The organism is Nocardiopsis sp. NPDC006198 (assembly GCF_040613895.1).
GTDB lineage: Bacteria > Actinomycetota > Actinomycetes > Streptosporangiales > Streptosporangiaceae > Nocardiopsis > Nocardiopsis tropica.
Map to the genome: position 1 here is coordinate 13,475 of NZ_JBEXSY010000059.1, position 26,529 is coordinate 40,003.

A 26,529-nucleotide genomic window follows, 5' to 3' on the forward strand; every position below is an offset into this window, starting at 1 on the left:
GCCGCGGCTCCGCACCGCACATCCCGGACACCCGAAACAGCGGACAAAAGACAAAAACGCACCAGATTTTGAGCGAACCGGACTTTCCGACCACGCTTCGGGGAAGGATCCGGGTCACCCCGACGTTCATTGCGACATCACCACTCGTTAGGGTAGCCTCACTTAAGAGACGCAGATGTACCCGTACCCCCGGGGTGTGAACTGCGACAACGCACCCCCGGACACGACGGCATCAGCGACGAAGGGCAGGTTCCGCGGTGACTCCAGACCCGCTCGACACGCTCCGCGACGCCTGCGCGGGGCTCAGGTTCGCGCCCCTGCCCGCCCTTCTCCCCCTCGACGACCTGCACTCCCCCACGGTCGGCGGCGTGCACTGGTACCGGTCCGACTCCCTGGCGTCGGAGGGCTGGCTGCCGGTCCTGTTCGACAAGCTGCAGACCGAGCACGGTCCCGGGCACCGGCTCCCGGCCGCCACCAACTTCCTCCGGGTCACCCTGCGCGAGCCCATCTTCCTGGTCTCCGCCTCCCTGTACCTGACCGGGCGCGCGCCGGTCCTGTCCCCGGACCGCCTGTACCTGCCCTGGGACACCGTCCAGGCGCGGTTCCGCACCCCCGCGTCGGTCGACACCCGATTGGCCGTGCTGCCGGACGACCCGGCCGCGGGCCGTCCCGGGACGGTGGTCGCCCGGGACGAGGACGACCAGCTGCGCCTGGCCGCCGAGGGCCTGTTCGCCACCTTCTCGCCCCTGGTCGAGGCCCTGCACGCGCACTCGCGCGCGGGCAGGCGCACCCTGTGGGGGTGGGTGCTCGACACCCTGCACTTCTACATGCTCAACCCGGCCCGGTACCTGGGCCGCGACGCGGAGGAGGCCTGGGGGCTGGCCACCAGGCTGGCGGACGCCGTGGTCGAGGCGGGCGCCGTGACCCGCAAACGGCCCCGCCTGTTCCCCTTCGCCCCGGAGAACCCGCGCGGGACCTGGGCCGTACGGGGCACGTGCTGCTTCGACTACAAGGGCGACCCCGAGCACGGCTACTGCACCACCTGCCCCCTCAAGTGCGACGGCGAGCGCCAGGAGGCCCTGTCCGAGTGGCTGCGCGACCCCGCCCTGGCCCCCTGACGCACGCCTGCGCACAGCCCGGGGTCCTGTGTGCCCCCGCCACCGGCCTCAGGTGACCGGCGCCTCGACCGGGCCGCTGTAGAAGGGCTCGAAGACGACGCGCGCCGCGTCCACCCGGCCCTCGACCGTGATCGCCCCGGACGTGGTCTGTCCCGGGGCGAGGGTCTGCGCGCCGAGCTCGTTGGCGTCCATACCGATGGCCTCGCTGGTGCTGTGGACGGAGCCCTCCTCGTCAACGATGCTGAAGTAGAGCGGGTTGACGTCCAGCTGTTCCTCGCCGGAGTTGGTGACCGAGACGGCGACGCTCGTGTAGACGCCCTCGGCGTAGAGCGGACTGGGCTCGAAGTCGGTCTCGCCGGCGGTGACCTCCGCGCCCCGGGTCTCGGTCAGCCCCTCGTCCCCGGGGGCCCGCTCCCCGGACCCTTCCGTGGCCCGGTCGCCGACGCCCGCCGAGATCAGCGCGATGGCCGTGCACCCGCCGCCGAGGAGGAGCAGGAGCAGCAGGACGCCGCAGCCGATCCCGATGATCTTGCCCCAGGGCGTGGGTCTGGTCTCCGGCGGACCGTAGCCGCCCTGGGGCGGGTAGGTGTAGCCGGGCTGCGGCTGCCAGCCCTGCTGGCCGTAGGCGGGTCCCTGCCCGTAGCCCGGCGGGCCGTATCCGGGCGGCTGTCCCGGGCCGTACCCGGGCCCCTGCCCGTAGCCCTGTCCGGGGTCGTGGTGGGCCGCGTATCCGGAATCCGACGCGAACCCGGGCCCCTGGCCGGACGGGTAGCCGCCCGCCTCGCCGTAACCGGGTCCCTGGCCGGAGCTCCGGTCCCCGGGGAGCGGGCCTCCGTCCGGGGCCCCTCCCGCGCCGGCCTCCGAGGTGTCCGTCTCGCCGTAGCCGGGCGGGTACCCCTCGTGCTCGTAGCCCGCCTGCGCGGGCCCGTTGGGTCCCTCGGAGAGTTCACCGGCGCCCGGCGCGGACGATCCGCCGGCGGGGGTCTCCCCCGGTGCGCCGTCCTCCTGCGGGTGGTCGCCGTAGGGCTGCTCCCGGTAGGGGTGCGCTCCGAAGGGCCGGTCCCGGCCGGGGTGCCCGCCCGGGGGCGGGTCCTGCGAGGTGTACCCCTGTCCTTCCCCGCCCGGAGGGGGCTGCCGCATGTGCGGATCGTGGTGGGGGGACTCGTGCGGCGGTTCGCCGGGGGGCTGCCGGCCGCCCTCGACCGGGTCCCCGGGGTCCCCGGGCCTCCACTCCTCCGGCGGGTGGTGGTTCACCGGGTCGGGACGCGGTTCCGACGCTTCCCCCGCCCCGTCCTCGGGCTCTCGACCGGTCACTGAGAACACCCCCTGTCAGCGGAATCCGCCCACCGAGGCCGGTAGGCGCCCCAAAACTGCACGGTAACCGCGGTCCGGGGACTCATAGGACAGCTGCGGGGGCGTTTCCGGTAAAGGTCCGGATGTTTTTACGGGGCCCGGTTCACGGCGTCCCCGGGGTGCTTCGGGAACGGGACGCCAGGGCGCGCACAGCGAGCACGAACACGGGCAGGGTGAACAGCGCCGCAAACAGGTTGAGTCCGCCGAACCCCGCCTGGGCCAGCACGACACCGGACAGCGCTCCCGCCGCGGCGCCGCCCAGGTTCATGGTGAGGTCGCTGACCCCCTGCACCCGCGGGCGCACGTCCGCCGACAGCGACTCGGCCAGCAGGGCCGTCCCCGCCACCAGACCGAAGGACCAGCCCAGCCCCAGGAGCACCAGCCCCGTCGTCACGAGCACCTCGTCGTGCCCGGCCGTACCGGACACCGCGGTCGCGACCAGCAGGATCACCTGGCCGGTGAGGAGCACCGGGACCCGGCCGAACCGGTCGGTGAGCCAGCCCACCACCGGCGACAGGCCGTACATGCCGGCGATGTGCAGGGAGATGGTCAGGCCGATGACGGTCAGCGCGGCGCCGTGGTGCGACATGTGCACGGGCGTCATCGTCATGACCGCGACCATCACCGTGTGGCTGGCGACGATGCCCACGATCGCGAGGAGGGCTCCTGGGCTGCGTCCGACGACGCGCAGGGCTCCGGGCACGGACAGCCGTACACCGGCGGGGGCCCCGCTGCGGGCCAGCTCGGTGGTGGCCGTGCGCAGGGGGTCGGGGCGCAGCAGGGCGAAGATCAGGACCGCCCCCAGGACGAACCCGGTGGTGGTGAAGACCACGGGGCCGAGCAGCTCGGGGAGGCCGAGGAGGGCGGCGACCCTCCCGCTGGGGCCGATGAGATTGGGGCCCGCCACCGAGCCGACGGTGGTCGCCCACACCACGACGGACAGGTCGCGGCCGCGCGTGGCCTCGGACGCCAGGTCCGCGGCCGCGTGCCTGGACTGGAGGTTGGTCGCGGTCCCCGCTCCGACGAGCACCATCCCGAGGAGGAAGAGGGCGAACGACTCCAGGACGGTGGCGGCGATGACGGTGGTTCCGCCGACGGCGCCGAGCGTCCAGCCCAGCGCCAGACCGGGACGGCGTCCCCGGCGGGCGGCCAGTGACGCCAGCGGCAGGGCGAACACGGCGGCGCCCAGGGTGATCATGGTGGTGGCCATACCGGACCAGGCGTCCGAGCCGGACAGGTCGAGCGCGATGAGCGCGCCCACGGCGAGCATGGCGCCCATGCCGATGCCGCCGACCACCTGGGCGAGCATGAGGACGAGGACGGTGCGGCGCTGGATGCGGGCGCGCGCCTCCTCGGGGAGGGCCTCCCCGACATGAGCGTTTTCTGTCGACACGAGGCCTGCTCTCCGATTCGTCCTATCTACGGAGGAATCGTAACCGGCCGCTCAGGGGGACGGACGCGTCGGGTCCCCGCCCCACGGGGGCGGTTCCCGCCCCGTGAACTGCGGCGGCGGACCCGCTCCCCCGGACAGCCGACAGGACGCCCCCGTCCCCGGACAGGACAGGGGCCGGGCCCCACGGCTCCTCACGGTACGGCCGCCCCGGCGAGGGCGTCGGCCACCCGGCGCCACGGAGGAAGACCATGGGCGGGATCGCGCAGCAGCGTGACGTGGGGGATCTCGTCCAGGAACCGGAGACTGCGGTCCAGTGCGGGATGGCCCGCGAGTCCGTCCCCCGTCTTGGGAACCAGGAGCGTGGGGACGCCGCGCCCGATCATCTCGCAGACGAGCGCGACGGCGAACGTGTCGGTGAGGCCGAGGGCGGTCCTGTTCGTGCTGTTGAAGGACCAGGGGCAGGCGAGGACGGCGTCCGGAGGGGGCAGGCTCGTGCCGGTGCCGGGACGCCGGAAGTCCACGCGGACCGGTTCCCCGGTCAGCGCCTCCAGTGCGTCGAGGTCGTGGAAGCGGGTGCCCGTCGGCGTGCACAGGACGGTGACCCGCCACCCCTTCCCCTGGAGCAGGCGGACCAGGTCGGGGGCTGTCTCCTCCGGCCTGGTGGAGGCGGCGGAGAGGGCGAGGTAGAGGGTTCCCATACGTCCGGTCTGTCCGCTGGGGCGGGGGCGCATGCGTGCCACGAGGCCCTGGTTCCTCCGGGTGTCCCCGAGGTGGACGACGGCGGTACGCACAGGGCCCGCGCCGGTCGGCGCGCCCCCGCCACCCGTGGCGCCTCCCGCGCGACGCGAACGCCTTACCGCGGTCGCCGCCCGGGGGCGTGTGCGGAACGCGTGCGTTCGGGCCGAATGAGCAGACGCCCTCCTAGGCGCGGCCGTAGCGCCAGCGCAGGAAGTCGTGCTCGCGCTCGACGTAGCGCATCTCGGCGTAGAGGTTGTGCGGGTCGCGCGCACTGATGACGACGCCGCTCTCGGGGACCACCGGCCAGCACGCGTAGGCCCAGAAGCAGCGGGTGTAGGCCCCCCAGACGACGACCCACGCCCCCTGCTTCTGCCATTCGATGTGCTCGGCGATCCGGCGCTGTTCCTCGTCTCCTGTGTCGTCCATGCCGACTGTGGGCATACCCGCCGCCGGGAGGACCGATCAGGCCGGAATCGGCCAGTTTGCAAGGGTTGTAGGTGCGCACCGAAAGCCGCTGCACGGACAGGACGCCCGTGCCGACGCCGTGGGCGCCGGCACGGGCGTCCGCCTCGTGCGTGTCCGGGCCGGTCAGCGCCCGGCGACGAGTGTCGCGTCGCCGGGGACCGGCTCCGCCGGGTCGTTGCCCAGCTTGACGATCCTGTTGTCGCGGTCCACGTGCACGATGTGCTGGACGTGCTCGGCGCGCTCGGCCTCGTCCACCTGGGCGTAGCCGATGATGATGACGAGGTCGCCGGGGCTGACCAGACGGGCGGCGGCCCCGTTGATGCCGATGACCCCGCTGCCGCGCTCCCCGACGAGGGCGTAGGTGACCAGGCGGGCTCCGTTGTCGATGTCGACGATGTGGACCTGCTCCCCGTCGACGATGTCGGCGGCGTCCATCAGGTCGGCGTCGATCGTGACGGAGCCGACGTAGTGCAGGTCGGCCTGGGTGACCGTGGCGCGGTGGATCTTGCCGTTGATGAGGGTGCGCAGCACTGTTCGAGCCTCGTTTCAGGTGTCTTGCGAACTACAGGCCCCTGTGTCGGGGGTCCCGTGCGTCTCCCATGATGGACCCGGCCGGGAGCGGCTGCGACCACCGGGGTCCCGCAATGCGACGAACGCCCCCGCGGCCGCGGGTGTTCCCCGCGGCGGCCGGCCCCACCGGACCGGCCGCCGCGCAGAACGCGCCTAGTTGAACGAGGAGTAGGCGACCACTCCGCGGCGCACCAGGTCGGCGGCCTTGCGCGAGATGGAACGCACCTCGGCGTCACCGGTCGCCCCGGCGATCTGGCTGAGCATGTCCACCAGCATCTTGGCGGTGCGCACGAAGTCGCCCGCGGGCATGTCCGCCTGGCGCAGGATGTCGTCCAGCCGGTCGCCGCGCGCCCACCGGTGCGCCGTCCACACGAACCCCAGGTCCGGCTGGCGCAGGAACGACACCCGGTGCCGGGCCTCGACCTCGTTGAGCTCGCCCCACAGCCGCACCATCTCGGCGAGGGTCGTCTCGACCGGGCCGGAGGGGACGCGGGGGTAGGCGTCGTCGTTGCGTCGCGCCTCGTAGACCAGGGACGCCACGCACGCGGCCAGCTCCACCGGGTTGAGGCCCCTCCAGACCCCCCGGCGCAGGCACTCGGCGACGAGCAGGTCCAGCTCCGAGTAGATCTTGGCCAGACGCGACCCGTCGTCGGACACGCTGTCCCCGGACAGGTACTCCAGGTCCTCCAGGACGCCGCACACCCGGTCGAAGGTACGGGAGATGACGTGCGAGCGCCCCTCGACCCGGCGGCGCAGCGAGTCGGTCTCACGGCTCAGCCGGAAGTACCGCTCCGCCCAGCGGGCGTGGTCCTCGCGGTCCGCGCACCCGTGGCAGGGGTGCTCGCGCAGCGCGGTGCGCAGCCGCAGCACCTCGGCGTCCTCGCCCGCGTCGCGTCCGCCCCGCTCGTAGACCGGGTCGGTGCCGCGCTCCTTGAGCTTGTTGCGCAGCGTGGAGGCCAGGTCCTGGCGGGACCTGGGCGACTTGGCGGAGAAGGACTTGGGGATGCGCATCCGCCCGGACGGATGCACGGGAACGGTGAAGTCGCTGGCGTTGACCCGCTTGACCTGCTTGTCCGCCGTGAGCACCAGCGGTGCGGGCAGGTCGTGGCGCAGCCCGGGGTCGAGCACCACGGCGTGTCCGGAGAAGCGGCCCGACGGGATGCGGATGATGTCGCCCGGCCGAAGCTTCTCCAGGCTCTCCAGGGCCTCGTCGCGCCGCTGGGCCGAACGGGTCTTGGAGAGCACGGACTCGCGGTCGCTCAGGGCGCGGCGCAGCGAGGCGTACTCCATGAAGTCGCCCAGGTGGCACTCGGCGGCCTTGGCGTAGCCGTCCAGCGCCTCCTCGTGCTTGCGCAGCTGCTTGACCAGGCCGACCACGGCGCGGTCTGCCTGGAACTGGGCGAAGGACTCCTCCAGCATGGTGCGGCTGCGCCGGCGGCCGACCTGGCCCACCAGGTTGACCGCCATGTTGTAGGACGGCTGGAAGCTGGAGTTGAGCGGGTAGGTGCGGGTACCCGCGAGGCTGGCGACGGCCTCGGGGTCGGTCCCTGCCTGCCACACGACGACGGCGTGGCCCTCCACGTCGATGCCGCGGCGTCCGGCACGGCCGGTGAGCTGCGTGTACTCACCCGGGGTGAGCCGGACGTGGGCCTCGCCGTTCCACTTGTCGAGCTTCTCGATGACCACGGTCCGCGCGGGCATGTTGATGCCCAGGGCGAGGGTCTCGGTGGCGAACACGGCGCGGATGAGCCCCCGGGAGAACAGGTGCTCGACGATCTCCTTGAACGTGGGGAGCATCCCCGCATGGTGGGAGGAGATGCCCGCCTCCAGGGCGCGGAGCCACTGGTCGAAGCCGAGCACGGCCAGGTCGGCCGGGGGGATGTCGGCGCACCGGGTCTCCGCGTACTCGCGGATCTCGGCGGCCTCCTCCGGGCTGGTGAGCACCAGGCCGGAGGCCACGCACTGGCGGACGGCGTCGTCGCAGCCCGCACGGCTGAAGATGAAGGTGATGGCGGGCAGCAGCCCGTCGTCGTCGAGTTCCTCGATGATGGCCGTCCGGGAGGGCGGCGCGAAACGCGAGCGCGGGCGGATGCTGCCCCGGGCCCTGGACTGCGGGTGGCGCCTCCGGTCGGCCAGCTGGGTGATCCGGGAGTCCTCCTCGGCGAACCGGATCAGGGACGGGTTGATCCGCAGCCTCTGGCCGCCGACCTCGATCTCCCTGTGCTGCTGCGGGCGGCGCCTCTCGCGCTTGCGCTTGCCCTTGCTGCGGTGGCCGCCGGAGTCGGGCTCCTCCTCCGGGCCGGTTTCCTCCTCCATGTCCACGAACAGGTCGTGGACGCGGTTGCCGACCATGACGTGCTGCCACAGCGGCACCGGGCGCTTCTCGTCGACGATGACGGTGGTGTCGCCGCGCACCTGCTGCAGCCACTCGCCGAACTCCTCGGCGTTGCTGACGGTCGCGGAGAGGGCCACCATGCGCACCGACTCGGGCAGGTGGATGATGACCTCCTCCCACACCGCGCCGCGGAAGCGGTCGGCGAGGTAGTGGACCTCGTCCATCACCACGTAGGCGAGCCCGCCGAGGGTGGAGGAGCCCTCGTAGAGCATGTTGCGCAGCACCTCGGTGGTCATGACGACCACGGGGGCCTCGCCGTTGACGCTGTTGTCACCGGTCAGCAGTCCGACCCGGTCGGCGCCGTAGCGCTTGACCAGGTCGTTGTACTTCTGGTTGGACAGGGCCTTGATGGGCGTGGTGTAGAAGCACTTGGTGCCCTCGGACAGGGCCAGGTGCACGGCGAACTCGCCGACCACGGTCTTGCCGGAGCCGGTCGGGGCGGCCACCAGCACCCCGTGGCCGTTCTCCAGGACCCGGCAGGCCCTGACCTGGAACGGATCGAACTCGAACCCGTAGAGGCCCTGGAAGGCCTCGATGGCGGGGCTGGAGGCGGCCTGGCGCCGACGGAAGGCGGCGTACCGCTCGGAGTGACTACTCATATGGCCTCCAGCCTATGAGGTCAGCTCCAACATCTCGACCGATTTGGGGACGACCTCGCAGACCAGTGGCGGCTCCCCGACCCGCTCGCCGTCGGCGTAGGCGGCGCCGGCCGCGGCGCGGATGGTGACGGAGCGGCCGCGTTCGACCACCACCTCGTCGCATCCGGTGTGGCTGCCGTTGAAGACGCGGGGGAACAGGCGCAGGAACCTGCCCACCGGGGCCTCGCGGACGAAGACCACGTCGAGGAGTCCGTCGTCGGGTTCGGCGTCGGGGCACACGAGCATGCCTCCGCCGTAGGCGCTGGTGTTGCCGACCGCGACGAGCATGCCGGGTTCGGCGATGCGTCTGCCGTCCACCTCGATCTCGAAGTCGACGGGCGCGAAGGAGCGCAGTTCCGCGAGCAGGCCCACCACGTAGCCGGCGCGGCCGAGCCTGAACCGGGAGTCGTTGACCCGCTCGTTGACCCTGGCGTCGAAGCCGCAGGCCAGGACGCTGAGGTAGTAGCGCTGGGTGCCGTCGGCCAGGGTCATGCGCACGGTGTCGGCGGGGCGGGTGCGGCCCCGCAGGATCGCGGCGGCCACCTCCCGGGCCGGGCCGCTGGGGCGGCCGAAGGCGCGGGCGATGTCGTTGCCGGTCCCTGTGGGCACCACGGCCAGGGGTACCCCGGTCCCCACGACACCCTGGAGGGCCTGGTGGACGAGGCCGTCACCGCCGACGGCGACGAGGGCGTCCGGGTTGTCGGAGGCGGCCAGGCGCGCCATCCTCCGGCTGTCGGAGGCCGAGCGCCCGGTGTACACGTGCACTCTGGCCCCGGCGTCGCGGAGCGCCTGTTTGAGCCGGACCGCGGTGACGGCGGCGCGGCGCCTGCCGGAGACGGGGTTGACGAGAAGAGCGATGTGAGGGGGCATACCAGTCCTTGCTACCCCGTAAGGGACAGGGAGGGAGTTCGGAGCTGTGGAGGTCGCCCGCGCACCCCTCGCGCCCGGGTGCGCGCGGGGGTGCGTCAGGAGGTCTCGGAGGCCCCGGCCCGCTGTTCCCGCTGTTCGGCTTCCTCACGCTGGCGGCGATGGTACTCCTCCATCGCCTTGGGGGTGTTCAGCGGGGAGGGCACCCACGCGACCTCGACGTCGACCTCGCCGTTCTGGATCCGGCGCTCCTCCTCGGTGAGGTACTCCTCGGGGATGTCGAACTCGCCGTCACGGGCGCCCAGGACGAAGGCCTCCCACTCGGCGGGGGTGAAGTACAGCGTGCCCTTCTCGGGGGACTTGCCGTCGCGTACGGCGCGGAAGCCGTCGTCGAAGGTCGCGACCTCCACGACCGCCTCGGACTCCTCCTTGGACAGGGAGGAGCGCATCCAGACGGCGTCGGTGGTGTCGTGCCACTTCTCGTTGCCCATGGCCTCGGGAGGGAGCTCCCGTCGGGCTTCTCTCTGCTCACTCATCGGTCTTCCCCTTCTCCGCGGCCCGGGTCGGCCCGGGGGTGCACCGGAGCCGACGGTGGGACGAGCCCGCCCCACCGCCCGACCCTAGCGTGTGCCGGGGCCCCTCATGAGCGTTTTCCGGACTCTTCTCCCACGTCGGGCTCGTCCAGTGCGGACGGGGTGTCGTCGAGTTCGGAGATCTCGTCGTCGTCCAGGCCGGCGTAGGGGTCGTCGCGCTTCTTGCGGCGGTCGTTGAGGAAGGCGAACAGCTCGGCGATCTCGAAGAGGACGACGAGCGGGACCGCCAGCGCGAGCATGGAGATCGGCTCGGCCGGGGTGATGACCGCCGCGATCACGAACGAGGAGAAGATGATGACGCGGCGCCACTTGGCGATGGCGGCGTGCGGGAGGACCCCGGAGATGTTGAGCAGGACCACCAGCAGGGGCAGCACGAAGCCGATGCCGAACATGCCCATCATGATGAGCATGTAGTTGAGGTACTCGCCGATGGTCAGGAAGGGGTCGGCGTCCTCGGGCAGGAAGCCGAACAGCATGGTGAGCGCCATGGAGGTGATGGCGTAGGCCAGGGCCGCGCCGCCGGCGAACAGCAGGGCGGCCAGCGGCGCGAAGAGGTAGGCGTACTTCTTCTCGCGCCCGTGCAGCGCGGGGGCGACGAACGCCCACAGCTGGTACAGCCAGAACGGCGCGGAGACGAGCGCCCCGACGAACAGCCAGACCTTGAAGGCCACGAAGAAGGCGTCGAAGGGGCCGGTGACGATGAGGGAGCAGTCGTCGGGTCCGTTGACCTGGGACACCGGCAGGGAGCAGTAGGGCTCGACCAGGAACGCCCACACGTAGTCGTAGACGAGGTATCCCACCACCGCGCCCAGGGCCAGCGCGATGGCCGCCTTGGTCAGTCGGCTGCGCAGCTCGCGTAGGTGCTCCATGAGCGGCATCCGGGCCTCCGGATTGGCCGCCCGGCCTCGTGCGCTCATCGTGTGGTCACTCTCTTCTCCTCCGGGTCCGCGCGGTCGGCGCGGACCCCCATGACAGCCGTGCGGCGCGGCGCTCCTGCTCGGCGCCGCGCCCGTGTCGCTCCCGTGTCCGGCACCGGGGGGTGCCCGTCACGGGAGCCGCCCGCCTCTCGGCGTCGGGCGTCCGGCGGCGCCGCCCTCGGGCGGGCCGCTGAGGCGGAACCGCGGCGTCACGCGGTGCGGGGGGGGCACCGCGGAGCGCGGCTCCACGCGGATGTGGCGCCTGGATCAGTTGCCGTAGGTGCGGTGGGTGGTCTCACCGGACTCGTCGACGATGCGCTGGCCGGGGGGCAGCTGCGGGTAGTTCTGCTGCTGCGGCTGCGACGGCTGCTGGGGGTACTGCTGGCCGGCCGCGGGGTTCTGCTGCTGGGAGGCCTGCTGGTTCTGGGCCCCGTTCGCCTCGGCGTTCTCGTCCTCGTCGATCAGGCCCTTGCTCTCGGCCTTGAGGATGCGGGCGCTGCGCCCCAGGGATCTGGCCAGGTCCGGCAGCTTCTTGGCTCCGAACAGCAGCAGGGCCAGGATCGCCAGGATGGCGAGGGTAGGTCCGTTGAACGGTCCCATGGTTCTACCTCTCTGTGGGGCGCGAACAAGCGCCTTCGATGGTACGCGTACGCGGATACGGGTCCGTCATGTCCCCGCACCGCTTCGACCGACGCGCTCACGCAGGTCATCACTGCTCGCCCGGTACTCGCCCGACGCCCGTGCCACCCGCTCGGACAGCACGCCCGCGGCGCGGCGCACCCGCAGGGCGAGGGCCGCGACGACGGCGAGTCCGGCTGTGAACACACCGAACAGGACGGCGAGGACGATCACGCGTTCACCTTATCCCTTGCGGAGTGACCGCCACCCCTGCCCCCGGTGAACAGCTGGGCCTCACTCGGGCGACGAAGTGGTCTCGACCAATTTCCCACAGGATTGTTCTGTGCGGTAGTACTCCAACGCCCGCAGTGCTTCGGCGCGCGCCTCCTCGGCGAGCGCTCCGGGCGCCACCACGCGCCCCTCCGGCCCCAGCATCAGCGCGAGGCGCACCACCCAGGCGGGGGCGGGCGTGCGCAGTGTGGCGCGGACCCCTCCCCCGGGGAGCTCGGTCACCGACTCGCACACGTAGTCCTCGGTCACCCAGCCCGCCGTGGGCTCCAGGTCGAGGGTGACCTGGGCGTCGCGGTCCGAGCGCTGGAGCACCCCCGCGGACAGGTCGCGGCGGCCCACCCCCTCGGGGACCTCGGCGGCGTAGGGCAGGACGGTGAGCTCCAGCACCCTGTCCAGGCGGAACAGGCGCACGTCCTCGCGCAGGTGGCAGTACCCCTCCAGGAAGGGGTAGCCGTCCTGGACGACCAGGCCCATGGGGTCCACATCGCGTTCGGTGACCTGGTCCAGGTAGCCCGACAGGTAGCGCAGGTGCAGGCGCTGCCCGGCCTCCAGGGCGTCGGCGCAGCGCCGCTGGGTCCGGGCGACCTGCTCGTCCCCCTCCACCCGTACCTGGACCGAGTCGGCCAGGGAGCCCAGGGCGGCCCCGGCCGCGGTGCGCAGCTTCTCCCCGACCCGCTTGAGCGCACCGCCCTCCAGTCCCTCGGTCTCGGGGAGCGCCTCCAGCAGGGACAGGCCCACGACCAGGCTGGCCGCCTCGTCGGCGGTGAGCCGGAGCGGCTGGGCGAGGGTGTCTGCGTTGGCGATGATGATCTCGCCGGTCTCCTTGGCCGCGTCGAGGTCGACGTCGATGAGGTCGCCGGGCGTGTAGCCGGGCAGCCCGCACATCCAGAGCAGGCTCAGGTCGGCGACGACCTGCTTCTCGCTGAGCCCGAAGTGCTGGGCGACCTCCGGGACGCGCACGTCGCGGCCCAGGGCGTAGGGCACCAGCATGAGCAGCCGGCGCAGCTGGTCGGCCGAGCGGGGCCCGCGCGCGGGGGCGTCGGTCCCCCCGGCTCCGCCCGTGCCGACGGGCTCGGACTCGGCGGCTCCGGCCGACCCGGCCGTGGCCGCCAGGTGGGCCGCCATCGCCTCGCGGGCCCCGGCGGGCTCGACGATCTCGGCGCGCGAGCCGAACGAGGCGACGCGCCGCACGAGGGCGGGGGTGTCCGAGTAGGGGTAGCTGAGGGTGTCCCAGCCGTTGCCCGAACCGTCCCTCTCCCCGGGGACCACGCGCAGGGCGCGGCGGCGCAGGGCGTGCGCGGAGTCGGCGCGCACCCGCAGGAGGGCGGTGCGCTCGGGCTCGGCGGTCTGGCCCGCGACCACCGAGCGCAGGTCGACGCCCTCGGGGATGACCACGTCGGGGCCTCCCCGCAGGACGGTCACCTCTCCCCGGATGCGGCCCAGGCGGAACACCCGGCGCGCGTCGCGCAGCCGGTCGTGGCCGACCACGTACCAGTGGCCGCGCAGGTTGACGATGCCCCAGGGCTCGACCTCGCGGGTCTCGGACTCGGCCTGCCCCGGCTTGCGGTAGTCGAAGGAGATGGGGCGCCGGTCCCGCACCGCCTGCCAGACGGGGCCGAAGGAGGGCTCGTCGGTGCGCATCGCGGGGGTGAGCCCGGGTGCGGCCTCGCTGTCCACGGGCACCCCCGCGGAACGGAGCTTGAACAGGGCGTTGGCCGCCGCCTCGCCCAGGGAGGCGTGCCTCCAGGCGCGGGCGGCCAGGCCCAGGACGAGGGCCTCGTCGGGGAGGAGCTCGATCTCCGGCAGCTCGTAGTCGGAGCGGGAGATGCGGTAGCCCTCCTCGCCGCTGACCGCGTCCCCGGTCCCGACCTGGATGGGGATGCCGCTGTCGCGCAGTTCGCGCTTGTCCCGCTCGAACATGCGCTTGAACGCCGACTCGGTGTCCGCCTCGGCGTAGCCGTGCACCGTCTGCCTGATCTCCTGGGCGGTCAGGTGGCGGCGTGTGGACAACAGACAGATGACCAGGTTCAGCTGTCGTTCCGTCTTCCTGCGAGACATCGTCCGCACCCTTCTCGCCCGCGCATGGTGGATGGACCGGCCGGGGTGCGCTCTGGCGCGTCGTCCCTACTCCGGTTCAGCAACGACGGTACCGTGCCTGGCATGATCCGGTGGCGCCGTGGTGAAGTCCGTCAGCTCCTCCCGTCCTGGCCGGGGGTCGCCGTGGCCCTGGTGGCGGTGGACCCCGCCGACGAGGGGGACGGGGGCGCGGAGGGGACAGGCACGGGCCCCGTGGCGACGTGCCGGGCGCTGGCCTACACCGACCTCGTCGGGGAGCCCGGGGTCGGGGACTCCGTGCTGCTCAACACCGGGGCCCTGGACCTGGGTCTGGGGACGGGCGGGTACGCGCTGGTCGTGGCTCTCCCGGACCGCCTCCCCGCCGACCGGGAGGGGCCCGGACACCTGGTGAAGGCCCGCTACACGCCGCTCCAGGCGACCGTGCTGGGCGCGGACGAGCAGGGGTCGCCCCACCACGGGGTGCTGCGGTCCGCCGACGGCGTGGACGGTATGCCCGTGGTGGTGGCCGACCTGCACTCGGCGCTGCCCGCGGTGGTCGCCGGGGTGCGCGCGGAGCGGCCGGGGACGCGGATCGTCAACGTGATGCTGGACGGCGGGGCCCTGCCCGCCGCGTTCTCGCAGTTGGTGGGGGCCCTGCGTGAGGAGGGCCTGGTCGAGGGGTGCGTGACCACCGGGCAGGCCTTCGGGGGCGATCTGGAGGCGGTCACCGTGCACTCCGGGCTGCTGGCGGCCCGGCACGTGATGGGCGCGGAGGTGGCGGTGGTGTGCCAGGGGCCGGGGAACCTGGGCACCGGCACCCCGTGGGGGTTCTCGGGGGTCTCCTGCGGCGAGGCGGTCAACGCGGCGGCCGTGCTGGGCGGGCGCCCGGTGGCCGCGCTCCGGGTGAGCGAGGCCGACGAGCGCGAGCGGCACCGGGGGGTGTCGCACCACAGCATGACCGCGTACGGGCGCGTGGCGCTGGCCCGGGCGGACGTGGTGGTGCCGGTCCTGCCGGGGGTGTTCGGCGAGCGCGTGCGCGCCCAGGCCCGGCCGCTGGGTGAGCGGCACACCTTGGTCGAGGTCGGCGTCGACGGCTTGGAGGAGGCCTTGGCGGCCCTGCCGGTGAAGGTGTCGACGATGGGCCGCGGGCTCGACGAGGACCGGGCGGCGTTCCTGAGCTCCGCCGCGGCGGGCCGCCATGCGGCGGCGCTGCTGTAGGGGCCGCCCGGCGGCCGTCCACAGCCCCTTCCCCCGCGCCCTCCGGTGGGGTTTCCTGGATACAGGGGGGCCCACGGCTCCGCCGGCCCGGTGCTGCCCGGGGCCGCCCGTGCGCACACCCCTCGCGCCCGCCGGCCCACCACCCCCGGCCCGGGACGCCCCGTGTGCGCCCCGGCGCCCGCCGGACGCGGCGTTCCGCCCGTCCGTACCGGCCCTGCCGTCCCCCGGCGCCTGGGCGCCTCCCGGCCCGCCGTGCCCCGTCCGGCGGCAGGGCCCCACGGCCCCGGGCCCCGGAGGCCCGGTTCTCAGGCGCTCTGGAGCGCGTCCGGGCTCGGCGCCTGCCCGGGCACCGGCACCCTGCGGGTGGAGGCGAGCATGTGCTCGGAGGGTGCGTCGAAATAGGCCCCCGGGCGGAACATGGACAGCGAGGTCGGCTCGGCCCGCACCCCCTCGTCGACCCGCAGCGACTCGGGCACGAACACCGTTCCGTCCCCGCAGGTGATCCCCCACCTGCGCCCCTCCCCGACCGAGACCACCTGTCCGGGGTCCCCGCCCCGGGCCTCCCCGTGCAGCGCCCCCGCGCACAGGGTGATCCGCGCGCCGCCGAACATCGCGAACGCCCCCGGGTAGGGGGAGGCGAGCGCGCGCACCATCCGGTCCACGTCGCTCCCGGCGGCGGTGAGGTCGAGGTGGCCGTCGCTGGGCCGCCTGGTGGGCCACACCGACGCGTGGCCGCTCTGCGGCCGACGCGGGGCCGAACCCTCCAGGAGGTCGTCCAGGTGCCGGACCAGCAGCTCCGACTGGAGGTGGCCGACCCGTTCGTAGAGGCCGGTGGCGGTGGCGTCGGCCGGGACGTCGAACCAGCTCTGGTCGACGATGTCGCCGGTGCCGGGCTCGCGTTCGAGGTGGAAGAGGGTGACCGCGCTGGAGCGCATGGCGCGCAGGATGGTCCAGGGGATGGGCGCGTACCCCCGCCCGACCGGGAGGGGCGAGGGGTGGAGCCCGACCGCGCCCAGCGCCAGCGGGTCCAGCACGTCCTCCTGGACCAGCTGCGACCACCCGGCGACGACCATCAGGTCGACGCCGTGCGCGGTGAGGGCGTCCCGGACCTCGTCGGAGTTGATGTCCGAGACGCGCAGGTGCGTCAGGTCGTGGCGGCGAACGACGGACTCGTAGTCGAGGTACCCGCAGCGGTGGGCCAGCTCCCCCGAGTAGGACACCACCAGGGCGGGCGGGCGCCCCTGGGCGCAGAGCTCCTCCAGGGCCGCAACCCCGAGGCGTAGTCCTGACACGTAGCAGTAGCGCCTTCGGTCCGACATCACTCCCCCTCGCCTGTCCACGGATCCTCCGACTCTACGCACGGGGACCTCGTCCGGCCCGGGACCGCACCCACCGGGCGTGTCAGGCCCCGGCGCCGCGCAGGGGCCCGCCTGCCCCGGGGCACGGACACCGCCGGGGCGCGAACGGCCCCGGACACGCGACCGCCCCCGCCGGAGGCCGGCGGGGGCGGTCGTACGCGTACGCGCGGAGGCGGCTACTCCCCGCCCTCGGCGGGGTCGGCCTCCTCCTCGGCGCCCTCCTCGGGGGCGGCTCCGCCTTCCTCCTCGGCGGGCGGCGGGTTCTTGTAGGACCCGAGCACGTCGACGACGAAGACGAGGGGACCGGCGGGAGCGCCCATGGTCTCCTCCTCCGTCGCGCCGTAGGCCATGTCGGCGGGAACGGACAGGAGCAGGCGGCTGCCGACCGGCTGGCCGACGATGCCCTCGTCCCAGCCCTCGATGACGGCTCCCGCGCCGATGGTCGTGTCGAACGGGTCGCCGCCGCGGCTCCACGTGGAGTCGAAGGACGGGTGCTCGCCGTTGTCGTCGGCCTCCCAGCGCACGCCGGTGTACTGGACGATGACCTGCTCGCCCTCCTCCACCTCGTCGCCGGTGCCCTCGATGAGCGGGACGACCTCCAGGTCCTCGGGGGCCTCCGCGTCCTCCGGGAACTCGATGGTCGGCTCGCTGTGGCCCTCCTGGGTCACCACGGGCAGGCCGTCGCCGCCGTCGGTGCTCTGCTCCCCGGGCACGACCGAGCCCTTGTTGAAGCTGTTGACCAGGTCGATGACCAGGACGCTGGCGCCGGCCGGGGCGGCCTGTCCGGCCGCCTCCGCCTGGGCCTGCTCGTCCTCGGTGAGAGGGGGCATGACGTAGACTGCGCGGCTGCCGACGGGCTGGTTGACCAGCACCTCGCTGATCTGCTCCGGCATCTGCTCCATGCGGATCAGGTCGGGGGCGCCGGTCTCGTAGCTGGACATGCCCTCGGCGAGCTCGCCTTCGCCGGGGCCGGTCCACTGGTACTGGACCACGTTGGCGACGACCAGGTCGTCCGCGCGCACCAGCTCGTCCTCACCCGAGCCGGCGCTGACGATGCCCGAGATCTCCTCGTCCGGCGGGTCGGACTCGGGGAAGGTGACCTCCGGTTCCTCACCGACCTCGCCGGTGACGGTGGGCAGCCGTGGGTCGAGCTGGTCCCCGTTCATGCGCAGGAAGGCTGGCGTTCGCCATTCCTCTGGGATGCTTCCGCAGCTTGAGACCGCCAGGGTGATGGCGGCCAGCGGCACCGCGAGGGCGGCGGCACGTCGGTGCATGAGTCACAACCTCTGATTTCCGGCTTGGGACAGGGTCACACTACCGAAAAGTAGGGCCGTAACCACCCCCGGGAGCGCACCGAACGCCAGAACCCCGCCGCGGAGGGCTTTCGTCCTCCGGGCGGGGCCCGTGTCCGACTGCTGCGGAAGGTCACATTCCGGCGATGAGCTTCTCCACGCGCTCGTCGACCGACTTGAAGGGATCCTTGCAGAGCACGGTCCGCTGCGCCTGGTCGTTGAGCTTGAGGTGCACCCAGTCCACCGTGAAGTCGCGGCGCTGCTCCTGGGCACGGCGGATGAACTCCCCGCGCAGCCGGGCCCGCGTGGTCTGCGGGGGCACCGACTTGGCCTCGAAGATCTTCAGGTCGCCGACCACGCGGTCCATCTGGCCGCGCTTCTGCATGAGGTAGAAGAGTCCGCGGTCGCGGTGGATGTCGTGGTAGGTCAGGTCGAGCTGGGCCACGCGCGGCGACGACAGCGACAGGTCGTGCTTGTCCCTGTAGCGCTCCAGGAGCTGGTACTTGGCGACCCAGTCGATCTCCCGGGCGACGGTGTCCAGGTTCTGGGTCTCGACCGCCTCCAGGGTGCGCTGCCACAGGTCCAGGATGCGCTTGCCGGTGGCGTCGGTGCCGTGCCGGTCGACGTAGCTCTGCACCTTGTCCAGGTATTCGCGCTGGATCTCCAGTGCGCTGGCCTCGCGGCCGTTGGCCAGCCGCACCTTGCGCCGGCCGGTCATGTCGTGGCTGACCTCGCGGATCGCCCGGATGGGGTTCTCCAGCGTGTAGTCGCGCATGACGACCCCGGCCTCGATCATGCGCAGGACGAGGTCGGTGGAGCCCAGTTTGAGGAGGGTGGTGGTCTCGCTCATGTTCGAGTCGCCGACGATGACGTGCAGGCGCCGGAAGCGCTCGGCGTCGGCGTGCGGCTCGTCGCGGGTGTTGATGATGGGGCGGGAGCGCGTGGTGGCGGAGGAGACGCCCTCCCAGATGTGCTCGGCCCGCTGGCTGACGCAGAAGAGGGCGCCCCGGGGGGTCTGGAGGACCTTGCCGGCGCCGCAGATGATCTGGCGGGTGACCAGGAAGGGGATGAGCACGTCGGCCAGGCGGCCGAACTCCCCGTGCCGTCCGACGAGGTAGTTCTCGTGGCAGCCGTAGGAGTTGCCCGCCGAGTCGGTGTTGTTCTTGAACAGGTAGATGTCGCCGGCGATGCCCTCCTCGTGCAGGCGCTGCTCGGCGTCGACCTGCAGCCCCTCCAGGATGCGCTCGCCGGCCTTGTCGTGGGCCACCAGGTCCACGAGGCTGTCGCACTCGGGGGTGGCGTACTCGGGGTGGCTCCCCACGTCCAGGTACAGCCGGGCGCCGTTGCGCAGGAACACGTTGCTGCTGCGCCCCCAGGAGACCACCCTGCGGAAGAGGTACCGGGCGACCTCGTCGGGCGACAGCCTGCGCTGTCCCCGGAAGGTGCACGTGACCCCGTACTCGTTCTCCAGCCCGAAGATCCGTCGTTCCACGCGGCCTCACCAACTTCCCGTCACCGGGGTGCGGACGACGGGCCCTCGCCGTCCGCACCCGCCCGGCCGGTGCGGCGCCTCGGGCGCGTCGCACCGTCGTCATCGTTCAGATCACTCGTCGGCCTCGTCCTCGGTGCTGTCGCCGCCCGGGGCGGCAGCGCCTCCGGCCTTGCCCTCCTCGATGAGGGCGGTCAGGCGACGGCCTTGGATGCGGCGGAACTTGCGGTGCTGCCTGGAGCGCTCCAGGATCGCGACCTCCAGGTTGGAGGCCTCCAGCTCCCGCTCCTCGCCGTTCTCGCGCGCGAGGGCGCGGGTGGCCGCGTTGAGGGCGGCGCTGAGCGGGGCGTCGGCTGCGAAGCGGTCCTTGAGCTGGGTGGAGACGTGTTCGGACGATCCGCCCACGGCCACGAAGCCCTGTTCGTCGACGATGGAGCCGTCGAAGGTGATGCGGTAGATCTCGTCGTCGTCGGCGGTGTCCCCGACCTCGGCGACGACGATCTCCACCTCCCAGGGCTTGAGGCTCTCGCTGAAGACGGTTCCGAGGGTCTGGGCGTAGATGTTGGCGAGCTGGCGCCCGCTGACGTCGCGGCGGTCGTACTGGTACCCGCGCACGTCGGCGAACCGCACGCCCATCAGGCGCAGGTTCTCGAACTCGGGGTAGCGGCCGACGGCGGCGAAGCCGATGCGGTCGTAGAGCTCGCTGATCTTGTGCAGTGTGCGGGACATGTTGTCCGCCACCATGAGGATCCCGCCCTCGTACTGCAGGACGACGGCGCTGCGGCCGCGCGCGATGCCCTTGCGCGCGTAGTCCGCCTTGTCCTTCATCTGCTGTTCGGGGGCGACGTAGAACGGCATCGACACCGCGGATCGTTTCCTTACCTAGTCGGGAGAAGTCTGGGGTGGGGACGGCTGCCGGATCAGCCCAACTCGACGGTGGGGCCGTCGGGGTGCTCGGCGCGCCCCTCGACCACCTCCGTCGCCAGGCGGGCGACGACCTCGACGGGCAGGCGGCGGTGGCCGTCCTCGGTGATGACGTCGACGAGGGGGAAGATCTTGCGGTGCAGGTCGGGTCCGCCCGTGGCGGAGTCGTCGTCGGCGGCGTCGTAGAGGGACTGGAGCGCCACCTTGGCGGCGCCGGTCTCGTCCAGGTCGTCGCGGTAGAGCTTCTTGATGGAGCCCCTGGCGAAGACCGACCCGGAGCCGATGGAGTGGTAGCGCTGCTCCTCGTAGCGTCCGCCGACGGCGTCGTAGCTGAAGACCCGTCCCACCCCGGTGTTCTCGTCGAAGCCGACGAGGATCGGGACGACGACGAAGCCCTGCATCGCCATGCCGAGGTTGCCCCGGACCATCTGGGCGAGCTTGTTCGCCTTGCCCTCGAGGGAGAGCGAGCGGCCCTCCATCTTCTCGTAGTGCTCCAGTTCGACCTGGTAGAGGCGGGCGAGTTCGATACCGATCCCGGCCGAGCCCGCGATGGCCACCGCGGAGTACTCGTCGGTCCGGAAGACCTTCTCCATGTCGCGGTTGGCGATGACGTTGCCCTGGGTGGCCCGGCGGTCGCCCGCCAGCAGGACTCCCCCGGGGAAGGTCAGGGCGACGATGGTCGTCGCGTCGGGCGTGAGGTGTTCCGTCCCACCTCCGGCCGGGAGCTTGTGCCCGGGCAGCATCTCGGGGCTGACCGAACTGAGAAACTCGGTGAAGGACGAGGTTCCCGCACTCATGAAAGCGGCCGGCAACCGTCCGCCCTCGAACCCTTCGAACACGCGACTCCCTCCACTCGCGCCCCACCCCGGCGTGGGGGCGGGTGGGGCGCCTGTTGTCCTTGTTTTCGGCGGCCGGGCGGTGCTCCGGCCGATGAGACTGACCCTAGTCGGGCGCACGGCGGTGCCGGGGGCGCCCGGGTGCGCTGTCAGCGAACCGCCGCGGAGCGGCTACTCGCCGCCCTTCTGCACGAACTGCCGGACGAAGTCCTCGGCGTTGCTCTCCAGCACGTCGTCGATCTCGTCGAGAATGTCGTCGACGTCCTCGTCGAGCTGGTCCTTGCGTTCCTGGACGTCCGCCGCCGCTTCGGTCTCCTCGACCTCCTCGTCGCGGCGCGAGGCGTGCTTCTGACCGCCCGTGTCCTTCGTCGCCATGGCGTCTTCCCTCCCGTTCGGGCTCCCGTTCGGGGCTCTCGCCCTTATCTTGGCCCAACACCGCGCGACTCAACCCCCTTCCCGGGGCCCGATACCCGCTAGTTACCTCGGATCGTCCGATGTGCGCGCGGCGTGGCCCGCGCGGGCGCCCGTTTCGCACCGGGCGTGTCTCCCGGAGCGGCTTCCGGGGCGTTCGGCCCCGGGCCCGCACCTCCGAGCAGAACGAGATACATCGCAATACTGTTCGGAAAACGCACACTTGTTCGTCAGGCAAACAAAGTTACCCATGAGTTACCGCTCTGACCTTTGCAGTTACATATGCGTGGCCGAACCATCACAGATGGCACCCGGTTCCAGTGGCCGGATCCGGCCACACAACACCCCTTGCGCCGATAGCTGATGTGTGATCCGAAAATGATCACAGTAGGAAACTACAAGGTCAGACATGTCGTCACGATGAGTGATCGGGACAAAAGCATCGGATCATCACATGATCCTTTCGTCACGTGAATGAAATACCAGGTTCTCGGTCCTTTCGTTGCCCAAGATGTGCACTTAACGTGGATGAACGTTGACCGAGTGTCTTGACTGCAGGACATACGGCGAACCGGCCGGAGTTTTCGTCTCATCACGGGCTCCGGTCCGGGGTCCGACGCCCTCGCCGGCGGGTGTCGGGCCCCGAACCCCCGTCAGAATTCCCCAAGGAGAGTAGGGATCTATGCGACCCTCCCCCGTTATCTCCGCGATCGGCACCGGCGCACTCGCGTTCGGCCTGGCGTTCTCCGTGACGCCGGGCGCGACCGCGGCGGTCGTCCCCGCCGAGCCCGCCGCCAGCGGCGGGTCCGCGACGATGCTGGAAGCCCTCGAGAGGGACCTCGGCCTCACCCCGCTCGGGGCCGAAGCACTTCTCGAGGCCCAGGAATCCGCCTTCGAGACCGACACCGAGGCCACCGAGGCCGCGGGAGACGCCTACGGCGGCTCCCTGTTCGACCCCGAGACACAGGAACTCACCGTCCTGGTGACCGACACCGCGGCCGTCGACGCGGTCGAGGCAGCCGGCGCCGAGGCCACCGTGGTCTCATACGGCACCGAGGGCCTGGCACAGGTCGTGGACGAACTCGACGCGGTCGGCGCGCCCGAGGGCGTCGTCGGCTGGTACCCGGACGTGGAGCGCGACACCGTCGTCATCCAGGTCACCGAGGGCGCGAGCGCCGACGGCCTCATCGAGGCCTCCGGGGTGGACGCCTCCGCCTTCGAGGTGCAGGAGACGGTCGAGGCGCCCAGACTGCTGGCCGAGATCGTCGGCGGCGAGGCCTACTACATGGGCGGCGGCCGCTGCTCCATCGGCTTCGCCGTGCAGGGCGGCTTCGTGACGGCGGGCCACTGCGGCACCGCCGGCACCACCGCCGAGAGCTCCGACGGCACCGGCTCCGGTGTGTTCGAGGAGTCCGTCTTCCCCGGCAGCGACGGCGCCTACGTCGCTGCCACGTCCAACTGGACCGGGACGAACCGGGTCGAGGGCAGCTCCTCGACCGTCTCCGGCTCCACCCAGGCGCCGATCGGGTCGGCCGTGTGCCGCTCCGGCTCGACCACCGGCTGGCACTGCGGCACCATCGAGGCCCGCGGCCAGACGGTGAGCTACCCGGAGGGCACGGTCGAGGACCTGACCCGGACCGACGTCTGCGCCGAGCCCGGCGACTCCGGCGGCTCGTTCATCTCCGGCTCGCAGGCCCAGGGCGTCACCTCCGGCGGCTCCGGCGACTGCACCTCCGGCGGTACGACCTACTACCAGGAGGTCGGACCGCTGCTGAGCTCGTGGGGGCTCAGCCTGGTGACCGGCTGACCCCGGCCGCCGACCGGGCCGACCGGGCCACCGCAGCGCGTCCCCGTCCGCACCCGCGGGCGGGGACGCCTGCCGTCTCCGTCGTCCACAGGGGCAGAGGACGTCTGGCGCCGATCGGACTTCCGGGTTCTCCTGGAGACACCCCTCCCCCCAGGAGAACGGACGACCATGCACGCCTCCCCCTCCCCCGTGCCGCGAACCGCCGGCGCCCTCCTCGCGCTCTCCCTGACCACCGTCCTCGCCTTCGGATCCGCGCCGGCGCCCTCGTGGGCCGCCCTCCCCGCCGCCCCGGACTCCACCGCGCCCGCCCGCCCCGGGTCCTCCTCCGGTCCGGCCGACGCCGTCGCAGCGCAGTTCGGCCTGAGCCCGTCGGTCGCCCGGGACCTGCTCAGAGCCCAGGAGGAGGCCGCCCGTGCGGACGCGGAGGCCGCCGAGGCCGCCGGTCCCGCCTACGCGGGCTCCGTCTTCGACAGCAGCACGCTCCGGCTGACCGTCCTGGTCGACACCCCCTCCGTCGCCGAGGAGGTGCGAAGGACCGGAGCGCGGGTCGAGGTCGTCCCGCGCTCCGCCGACGAGCTGGACGGCGTCGTGGCCGGCCTCGACGCGGCCGGGCCCCGCGCGGGGGTCGTCGGCTGGTACCCGGACCCGTCCGAGGGCGCCGTGGTCGTCGAGACCGTGGACGGGGCCTCGTCCGAGGCCGCCGCCCTCGTCGAGGACGCCGGTGTGGACCCCGCCGCCGTGCGGGTGCGGGAGGGCGCGGAGCAGGCGGTCCCCTACGCCGAGGTCGTCGGCGGCCGCCTGTTCCGGACCGGCGGAGGCGTGTGCACCATCGGCTTCGCCGCCACCGCCTCGGGGGAGCCCGGCTTCCTGACCGCGGGGCACTGCGGCACCGCGGGCGCCCCGGTGGAGAGCATCCCCGCCGGGGCCTCGGGAACCTTCCAGCACTCGCAGTTCCCCGGCTCCGACGGCGCGTTCGTCCGCGTGGGGCCCGGGTGGACCCTCACCAACCTGGTCGACGACCAGGCCGGGGGGTTCGTCGAGGTCACCGGCTCACAGCCCGCGCCGATCGGATCGACCGTGTGCACGTCCAACCCCTACAGCGGGTGGCGCTGCGGCAGGATCCTGGGCCGCAACCACACGGTGAGCTACCCGCAGGGCACGGTCCACGGCCTGACCCGGACCGACGTGTGCTCGGGTCCCGGGGGCTCCGGCGCCCCCTTCGTCGCGGGCTCGCAGGCCCAGGGTGTGACCTCCGGCGGATCCGGCAGCTGCGTCTCGGGCGGGACCACCTACTTCCAGGACGTCAACCCGCTCCTCGCCATGTGGGGCCTGGAGCTGGTCACCTCCTGAGGCCTGCCAACGCCTCCGGCCCGTGGGCGGCCGGCGTCCCGCAAGGGCGCCGGCCGCCCACGCGTCCGCATCCGGCCAGACGCCCGTGCCCGGGGCCGCGCCGCGAACCGTCCGCACAGCCCCTTTGGCACCTCTGTGACCTCTGGTGTTACATCCAGGTAGCCAGGCTGTCACGAACGGTACCGGGTACCGGTGTCCGCATCCGGCCACGGAGCACCCCTTGCGCACGGGCCACCGCTTCGATCCGTGAGCGCCCGACTGCGGAAACCGCAAGGTCGCACACCGGACGGCTACGCGTAGCCATGACGGAACAGAGGGTCATCGGACGATCCTTCGTACGTCTGAATAGATCAACACAGAGCGGGTCTTTCCCTCACCAAAGTGTCCATTTATGTTGGGGATCGTTTACCGGATGTCTCGGTGAATTCCGGACGTCGGAACAACTCCGTCCTTCGGAAATGGGGTTTCCGTCCCTACCGGCGCGGACACTCCGAATCCCCCTTGATCCCCCTTGGAGAGTAGACACCCATGCGACCCTCCCCCGTCATCTCCGCCATCGGCACGGGAGCCCTGGCCTTCGGCCTGGCCCTGTCCCTGGCACCGGGAGCCCTCGCGGCGACCGCCCCCCTCCCCCAGGGCCCCGTCGCCGACGACAACGCAGCCAGCATGTTCGAGGCCCTCGAGCGCGACCTCGACCTCACCCAGTCCGAGGCCGAGTCCCTCCTGGAGGCCCAGGAGGCCGCCCTGGAGATCGACGCAGAGGCCACCGAGGCAGCCGGCTCCGCCTACGGCGGTTCCACCTTCGACATCGACACCCACACCCTCACCGTCCTGGTGACCGACGCCGCTGCGGTCGAGGCCGTCGAGGCGACCGGCGCCGAGGCGAGCGTCGTCTCCTACGGGACCGAGGGCCTGGCCGAGGTCGTGGACGACCTCAACGCGGCCGACGTCCCGGAGGGCATCGTCGGCTGGTACCCGGACGTCACGAGCGACACCGTCGTGGTCGAGGTCCTGGAGGGCTCCGGCGCCGACATCGACGCCCTGCTCGCCGAGGCGGGCGTGGACGCCTCCGCCGTCCAGGTCCAGGAGACCAGCGAGACCCCCGAGACCTACGCCGACATCATCGGCGGCCTCGCCTACACCATGGGCGGACGCTGCTCGGTCGGCTTCGCCGCCACCAACAGCGCCGGACAGCCCGGCTTCGTCACCGCCGGCCACTGCGGCACCGTCGGCACCGCGGTGACCATCGGCAACGGCCGCGGCACCTTCCAGAACTCGGTCTTCCCCGGCAACGACGCCGCGTTCGTGCGGGGCACCTCCAACTTCACCCTGACCAACCTGGTCTCCCGCTACAACACCGGCGGCTACCAGAGCGTCACCGGCACCAGCCAGGCCGCCGTCGGCTCCGCCATCTGCCGCTCCGGCTCCACCACCGGCTGGCGCTGCGGCACCATCCAGGCCCGCAACCAGACGGTGAGCTACCCGCAGGGCACCGTCTACTCGCTCACCCGCACCAACGTGTGCGCCGAGCCCGGTGACTCCGGCGGTTCGTTCATCTCCGGCTCGCAGGCCCAGGGCGTCACCTCCGGTGGCTCCGGCAACTGCTCCGTCGGCGGCACCACCTTCTACCAGGAGGTCCTGCCGATGGTGAACTCCTGGGGCGTCAGCATCCGCACCAGCTGACCCTCCTCACCACCCCTGACCGTCCCCGTCCGCGTCAGCGGGCGGGGACGCCCATGTCCCCGGGGCGGGGCCGGGGGGGCGGGGGCCCCCCCGCGCTCGGCAGCGCCCCCCGCGGTACACCCCGCACCGCAGAGTGGGTGGGGGGGGGGC

23 protein-coding genes are annotated in these 26,529 nt (G+C 72.4%); 5 read left to right on the forward strand and 18 right to left on the reverse strand.

The window, feature by feature from the left end; translation table 11 throughout:
- The first annotated feature begins 257 nt into the window (after positions 1-257).
- On the forward strand, positions 258-1,118 hold the full coding sequence (locus tag ABZ234_RS27500) for a (2Fe-2S)-binding protein (RefSeq protein WP_355013956.1): 861 nt from the start codon (positions 258-260) through the stop codon (positions 1,116-1,118).
- A 48-nt stretch (positions 1,119-1,166) separates the two neighbouring features.
- Here the strand turns inward: ABZ234_RS27500 and ABZ234_RS27505 are convergent, their stop codons facing one another.
- From ABZ234_RS27505 to ABZ234_RS27560, 12 genes are all read right to left on the reverse strand, one after another.
- Positions 1,167-2,432: a DUF4352 domain-containing protein gene (locus tag ABZ234_RS27505; RefSeq protein ID WP_355013957.1), complete on the reverse strand. Its 1,266-nt coding sequence runs from the start codon at positions 2,430-2,432 to the stop codon at positions 1,167-1,169.
- Between the two features lie 142 nt (positions 2,433-2,574).
- Positions 2,575-3,864 (reverse strand): MFS transporter, encoded by a 1,290-nt coding sequence (locus ABZ234_RS27510; RefSeq protein ID WP_355013958.1) that lies wholly within the window; start codon positions 3,862-3,864, stop codon positions 2,575-2,577.
- Positions 3,865-4,055: 191 nt separating this feature from the next.
- Positions 4,056-4,562, reverse strand: coding sequence for a flavoprotein (locus tag ABZ234_RS27515; protein ID WP_355013959.1), 507 nt, complete (start codon positions 4,560-4,562; stop codon positions 4,056-4,058).
- A 223-nt stretch (positions 4,563-4,785) separates the two neighbouring features.
- Entirely contained in the window at positions 4,786-5,028 is a 243-nt protein-coding gene (locus tag ABZ234_RS27520) for a hypothetical protein (protein WP_267945306.1), read from the reverse strand.
- Positions 5,029-5,190: 162 nt separating this feature from the next.
- Positions 5,191-5,598 (reverse strand): aspartate 1-decarboxylase, encoded by a 408-nt coding sequence (panD, locus tag ABZ234_RS27525; RefSeq protein ID WP_330161564.1) that lies wholly within the window; start codon positions 5,596-5,598, stop codon positions 5,191-5,193.
- 192 nt (positions 5,599-5,790) lie between these two features.
- Positions 5,791-8,631: a DEAD/DEAH box helicase gene (locus ABZ234_RS27530; RefSeq protein WP_355013960.1), complete on the reverse strand. Its 2,841-nt coding sequence runs from the start codon at positions 8,629-8,631 to the stop codon at positions 5,791-5,793.
- A gap of 12 nt (positions 8,632-8,643) precedes the next feature.
- On the reverse strand, positions 8,644-9,540 hold the full coding sequence (locus tag ABZ234_RS27535) for a YegS/Rv2252/BmrU family lipid kinase (protein WP_267945309.1): 897 nt from the start codon (positions 9,538-9,540) through the stop codon (positions 8,644-8,646).
- Between the two features lie 95 nt (positions 9,541-9,635).
- On the reverse strand, positions 9,636-10,073 hold the full coding sequence (locus tag ABZ234_RS27540) for a DUF397 domain-containing protein (protein ID WP_330161567.1): 438 nt from the start codon (positions 10,071-10,073) through the stop codon (positions 9,636-9,638).
- 104 nt (positions 10,074-10,177) lie between these two features.
- Complete coding sequence (gene tatC / locus ABZ234_RS27545) at positions 10,178-11,008, reverse strand: twin-arginine translocase subunit TatC (RefSeq protein WP_267950427.1); 831 nt, start codon at positions 11,006-11,008, stop codon at positions 10,178-10,180.
- A 306-nt stretch (positions 11,009-11,314) separates the two neighbouring features.
- Entirely contained in the window at positions 11,315-11,647 is a 333-nt protein-coding gene (tatA, locus tag ABZ234_RS27550; protein ID WP_267945311.1) for a Sec-independent protein translocase subunit TatA, read from the reverse strand.
- A gap of 66 nt (positions 11,648-11,713) precedes the next feature.
- The gene (locus ABZ234_RS27555) at positions 11,714-11,899 is read right to left on the reverse strand and encodes a hypothetical protein (protein WP_355013961.1); all 186 of its coding nucleotides are present in this window, start codon (positions 11,897-11,899) and stop codon (positions 11,714-11,716) included.
- A 60-nt stretch (positions 11,900-11,959) separates the two neighbouring features.
- Positions 11,960-14,014: a WYL domain-containing protein gene (locus tag ABZ234_RS27560; protein WP_355013962.1), complete on the reverse strand. Its 2,055-nt coding sequence runs from the start codon at positions 14,012-14,014 to the stop codon at positions 11,960-11,962.
- Between the two features lie 102 nt (positions 14,015-14,116).
- On the opposite strand from ABZ234_RS27560, the gene ABZ234_RS27565 reads away from it, so the two are divergent.
- On the forward strand, positions 14,117-15,229 hold the full coding sequence (locus ABZ234_RS27565; RefSeq protein WP_355013963.1) for a DUF3866 family protein: 1,113 nt from the start codon (positions 14,117-14,119) through the stop codon (positions 15,227-15,229).
- Between the two features lie 305 nt (positions 15,230-15,534).
- Here the strand turns inward: ABZ234_RS27565 and ABZ234_RS27570 are convergent, their stop codons facing one another.
- The 6 genes from ABZ234_RS27570 to ABZ234_RS27595 all read right to left on the reverse strand — a co-directional run bounded on the left by ABZ234_RS27570 (position 15,535) and on the right by ABZ234_RS27595 (position 21,503).
- Positions 15,535-16,548 (reverse strand): formyltransferase family protein, encoded by a 1,014-nt coding sequence (locus tag ABZ234_RS27570; protein WP_355013964.1) that lies wholly within the window; start codon positions 16,546-16,548, stop codon positions 15,535-15,537.
- Positions 16,549-16,763: 215 nt separating this feature from the next.
- Positions 16,764-17,861 (reverse strand): FKBP-type peptidyl-prolyl cis-trans isomerase, encoded by a 1,098-nt coding sequence (locus ABZ234_RS27575; protein ID WP_344180664.1) that lies wholly within the window; start codon positions 17,859-17,861, stop codon positions 16,764-16,766.
- A gap of 151 nt (positions 17,862-18,012) precedes the next feature.
- The gene (gene pafA / locus ABZ234_RS27580) at positions 18,013-19,371 is read right to left on the reverse strand and encodes a Pup--protein ligase (protein WP_267945317.1); all 1,359 of its coding nucleotides are present in this window, start codon (positions 19,369-19,371) and stop codon (positions 18,013-18,015) included.
- Between the two features lie 111 nt (positions 19,372-19,482).
- Positions 19,483-20,232: a proteasome subunit alpha gene (gene prcA, locus ABZ234_RS27585; RefSeq protein WP_267945318.1), complete on the reverse strand. Its 750-nt coding sequence runs from the start codon at positions 20,230-20,232 to the stop codon at positions 19,483-19,485.
- A 56-nt stretch (positions 20,233-20,288) separates the two neighbouring features.
- Positions 20,289-21,131 carry a proteasome subunit beta gene (prcB, locus tag ABZ234_RS27590; RefSeq protein ID WP_267945319.1) on the reverse strand — a complete coding sequence of 281 codons (843 nt, stop codon included), beginning with the start codon at positions 21,129-21,131 and terminating at the stop codon, positions 20,289-20,291.
- A 168-nt stretch (positions 21,132-21,299) separates the two neighbouring features.
- On the reverse strand, positions 21,300-21,503 hold the full coding sequence (locus ABZ234_RS27595) for a ubiquitin-like protein Pup (protein ID WP_267945320.1): 204 nt from the start codon (positions 21,501-21,503) through the stop codon (positions 21,300-21,302).
- A 718-nt stretch (positions 21,504-22,221) separates the two neighbouring features.
- Between ABZ234_RS27595 and ABZ234_RS27600 the strand changes: the two genes are divergently transcribed.
- From ABZ234_RS27600 to ABZ234_RS27610, 3 genes are all read left to right on the forward strand, one after another.
- On the forward strand, positions 22,222-23,346 hold the full coding sequence (locus ABZ234_RS27600; RefSeq protein ID WP_355013965.1) for a S1 family peptidase: 1,125 nt from the start codon (positions 22,222-22,224) through the stop codon (positions 23,344-23,346).
- A 168-nt stretch (positions 23,347-23,514) separates the two neighbouring features.
- Positions 23,515-24,696, forward strand: a complete 1,182-nt coding sequence (locus ABZ234_RS27605; RefSeq protein ID WP_355013966.1) for a S1 family peptidase — start codon at positions 23,515-23,517, stop codon at positions 24,694-24,696.
- A gap of 528 nt (positions 24,697-25,224) precedes the next feature.
- Positions 25,225-26,379, forward strand: coding sequence for a S1 family peptidase (locus tag ABZ234_RS27610; RefSeq protein WP_344098351.1), 1,155 nt, complete (start codon positions 25,225-25,227; stop codon positions 26,377-26,379).
- Positions 26,380-26,529 lie beyond the last annotated feature (150 nt).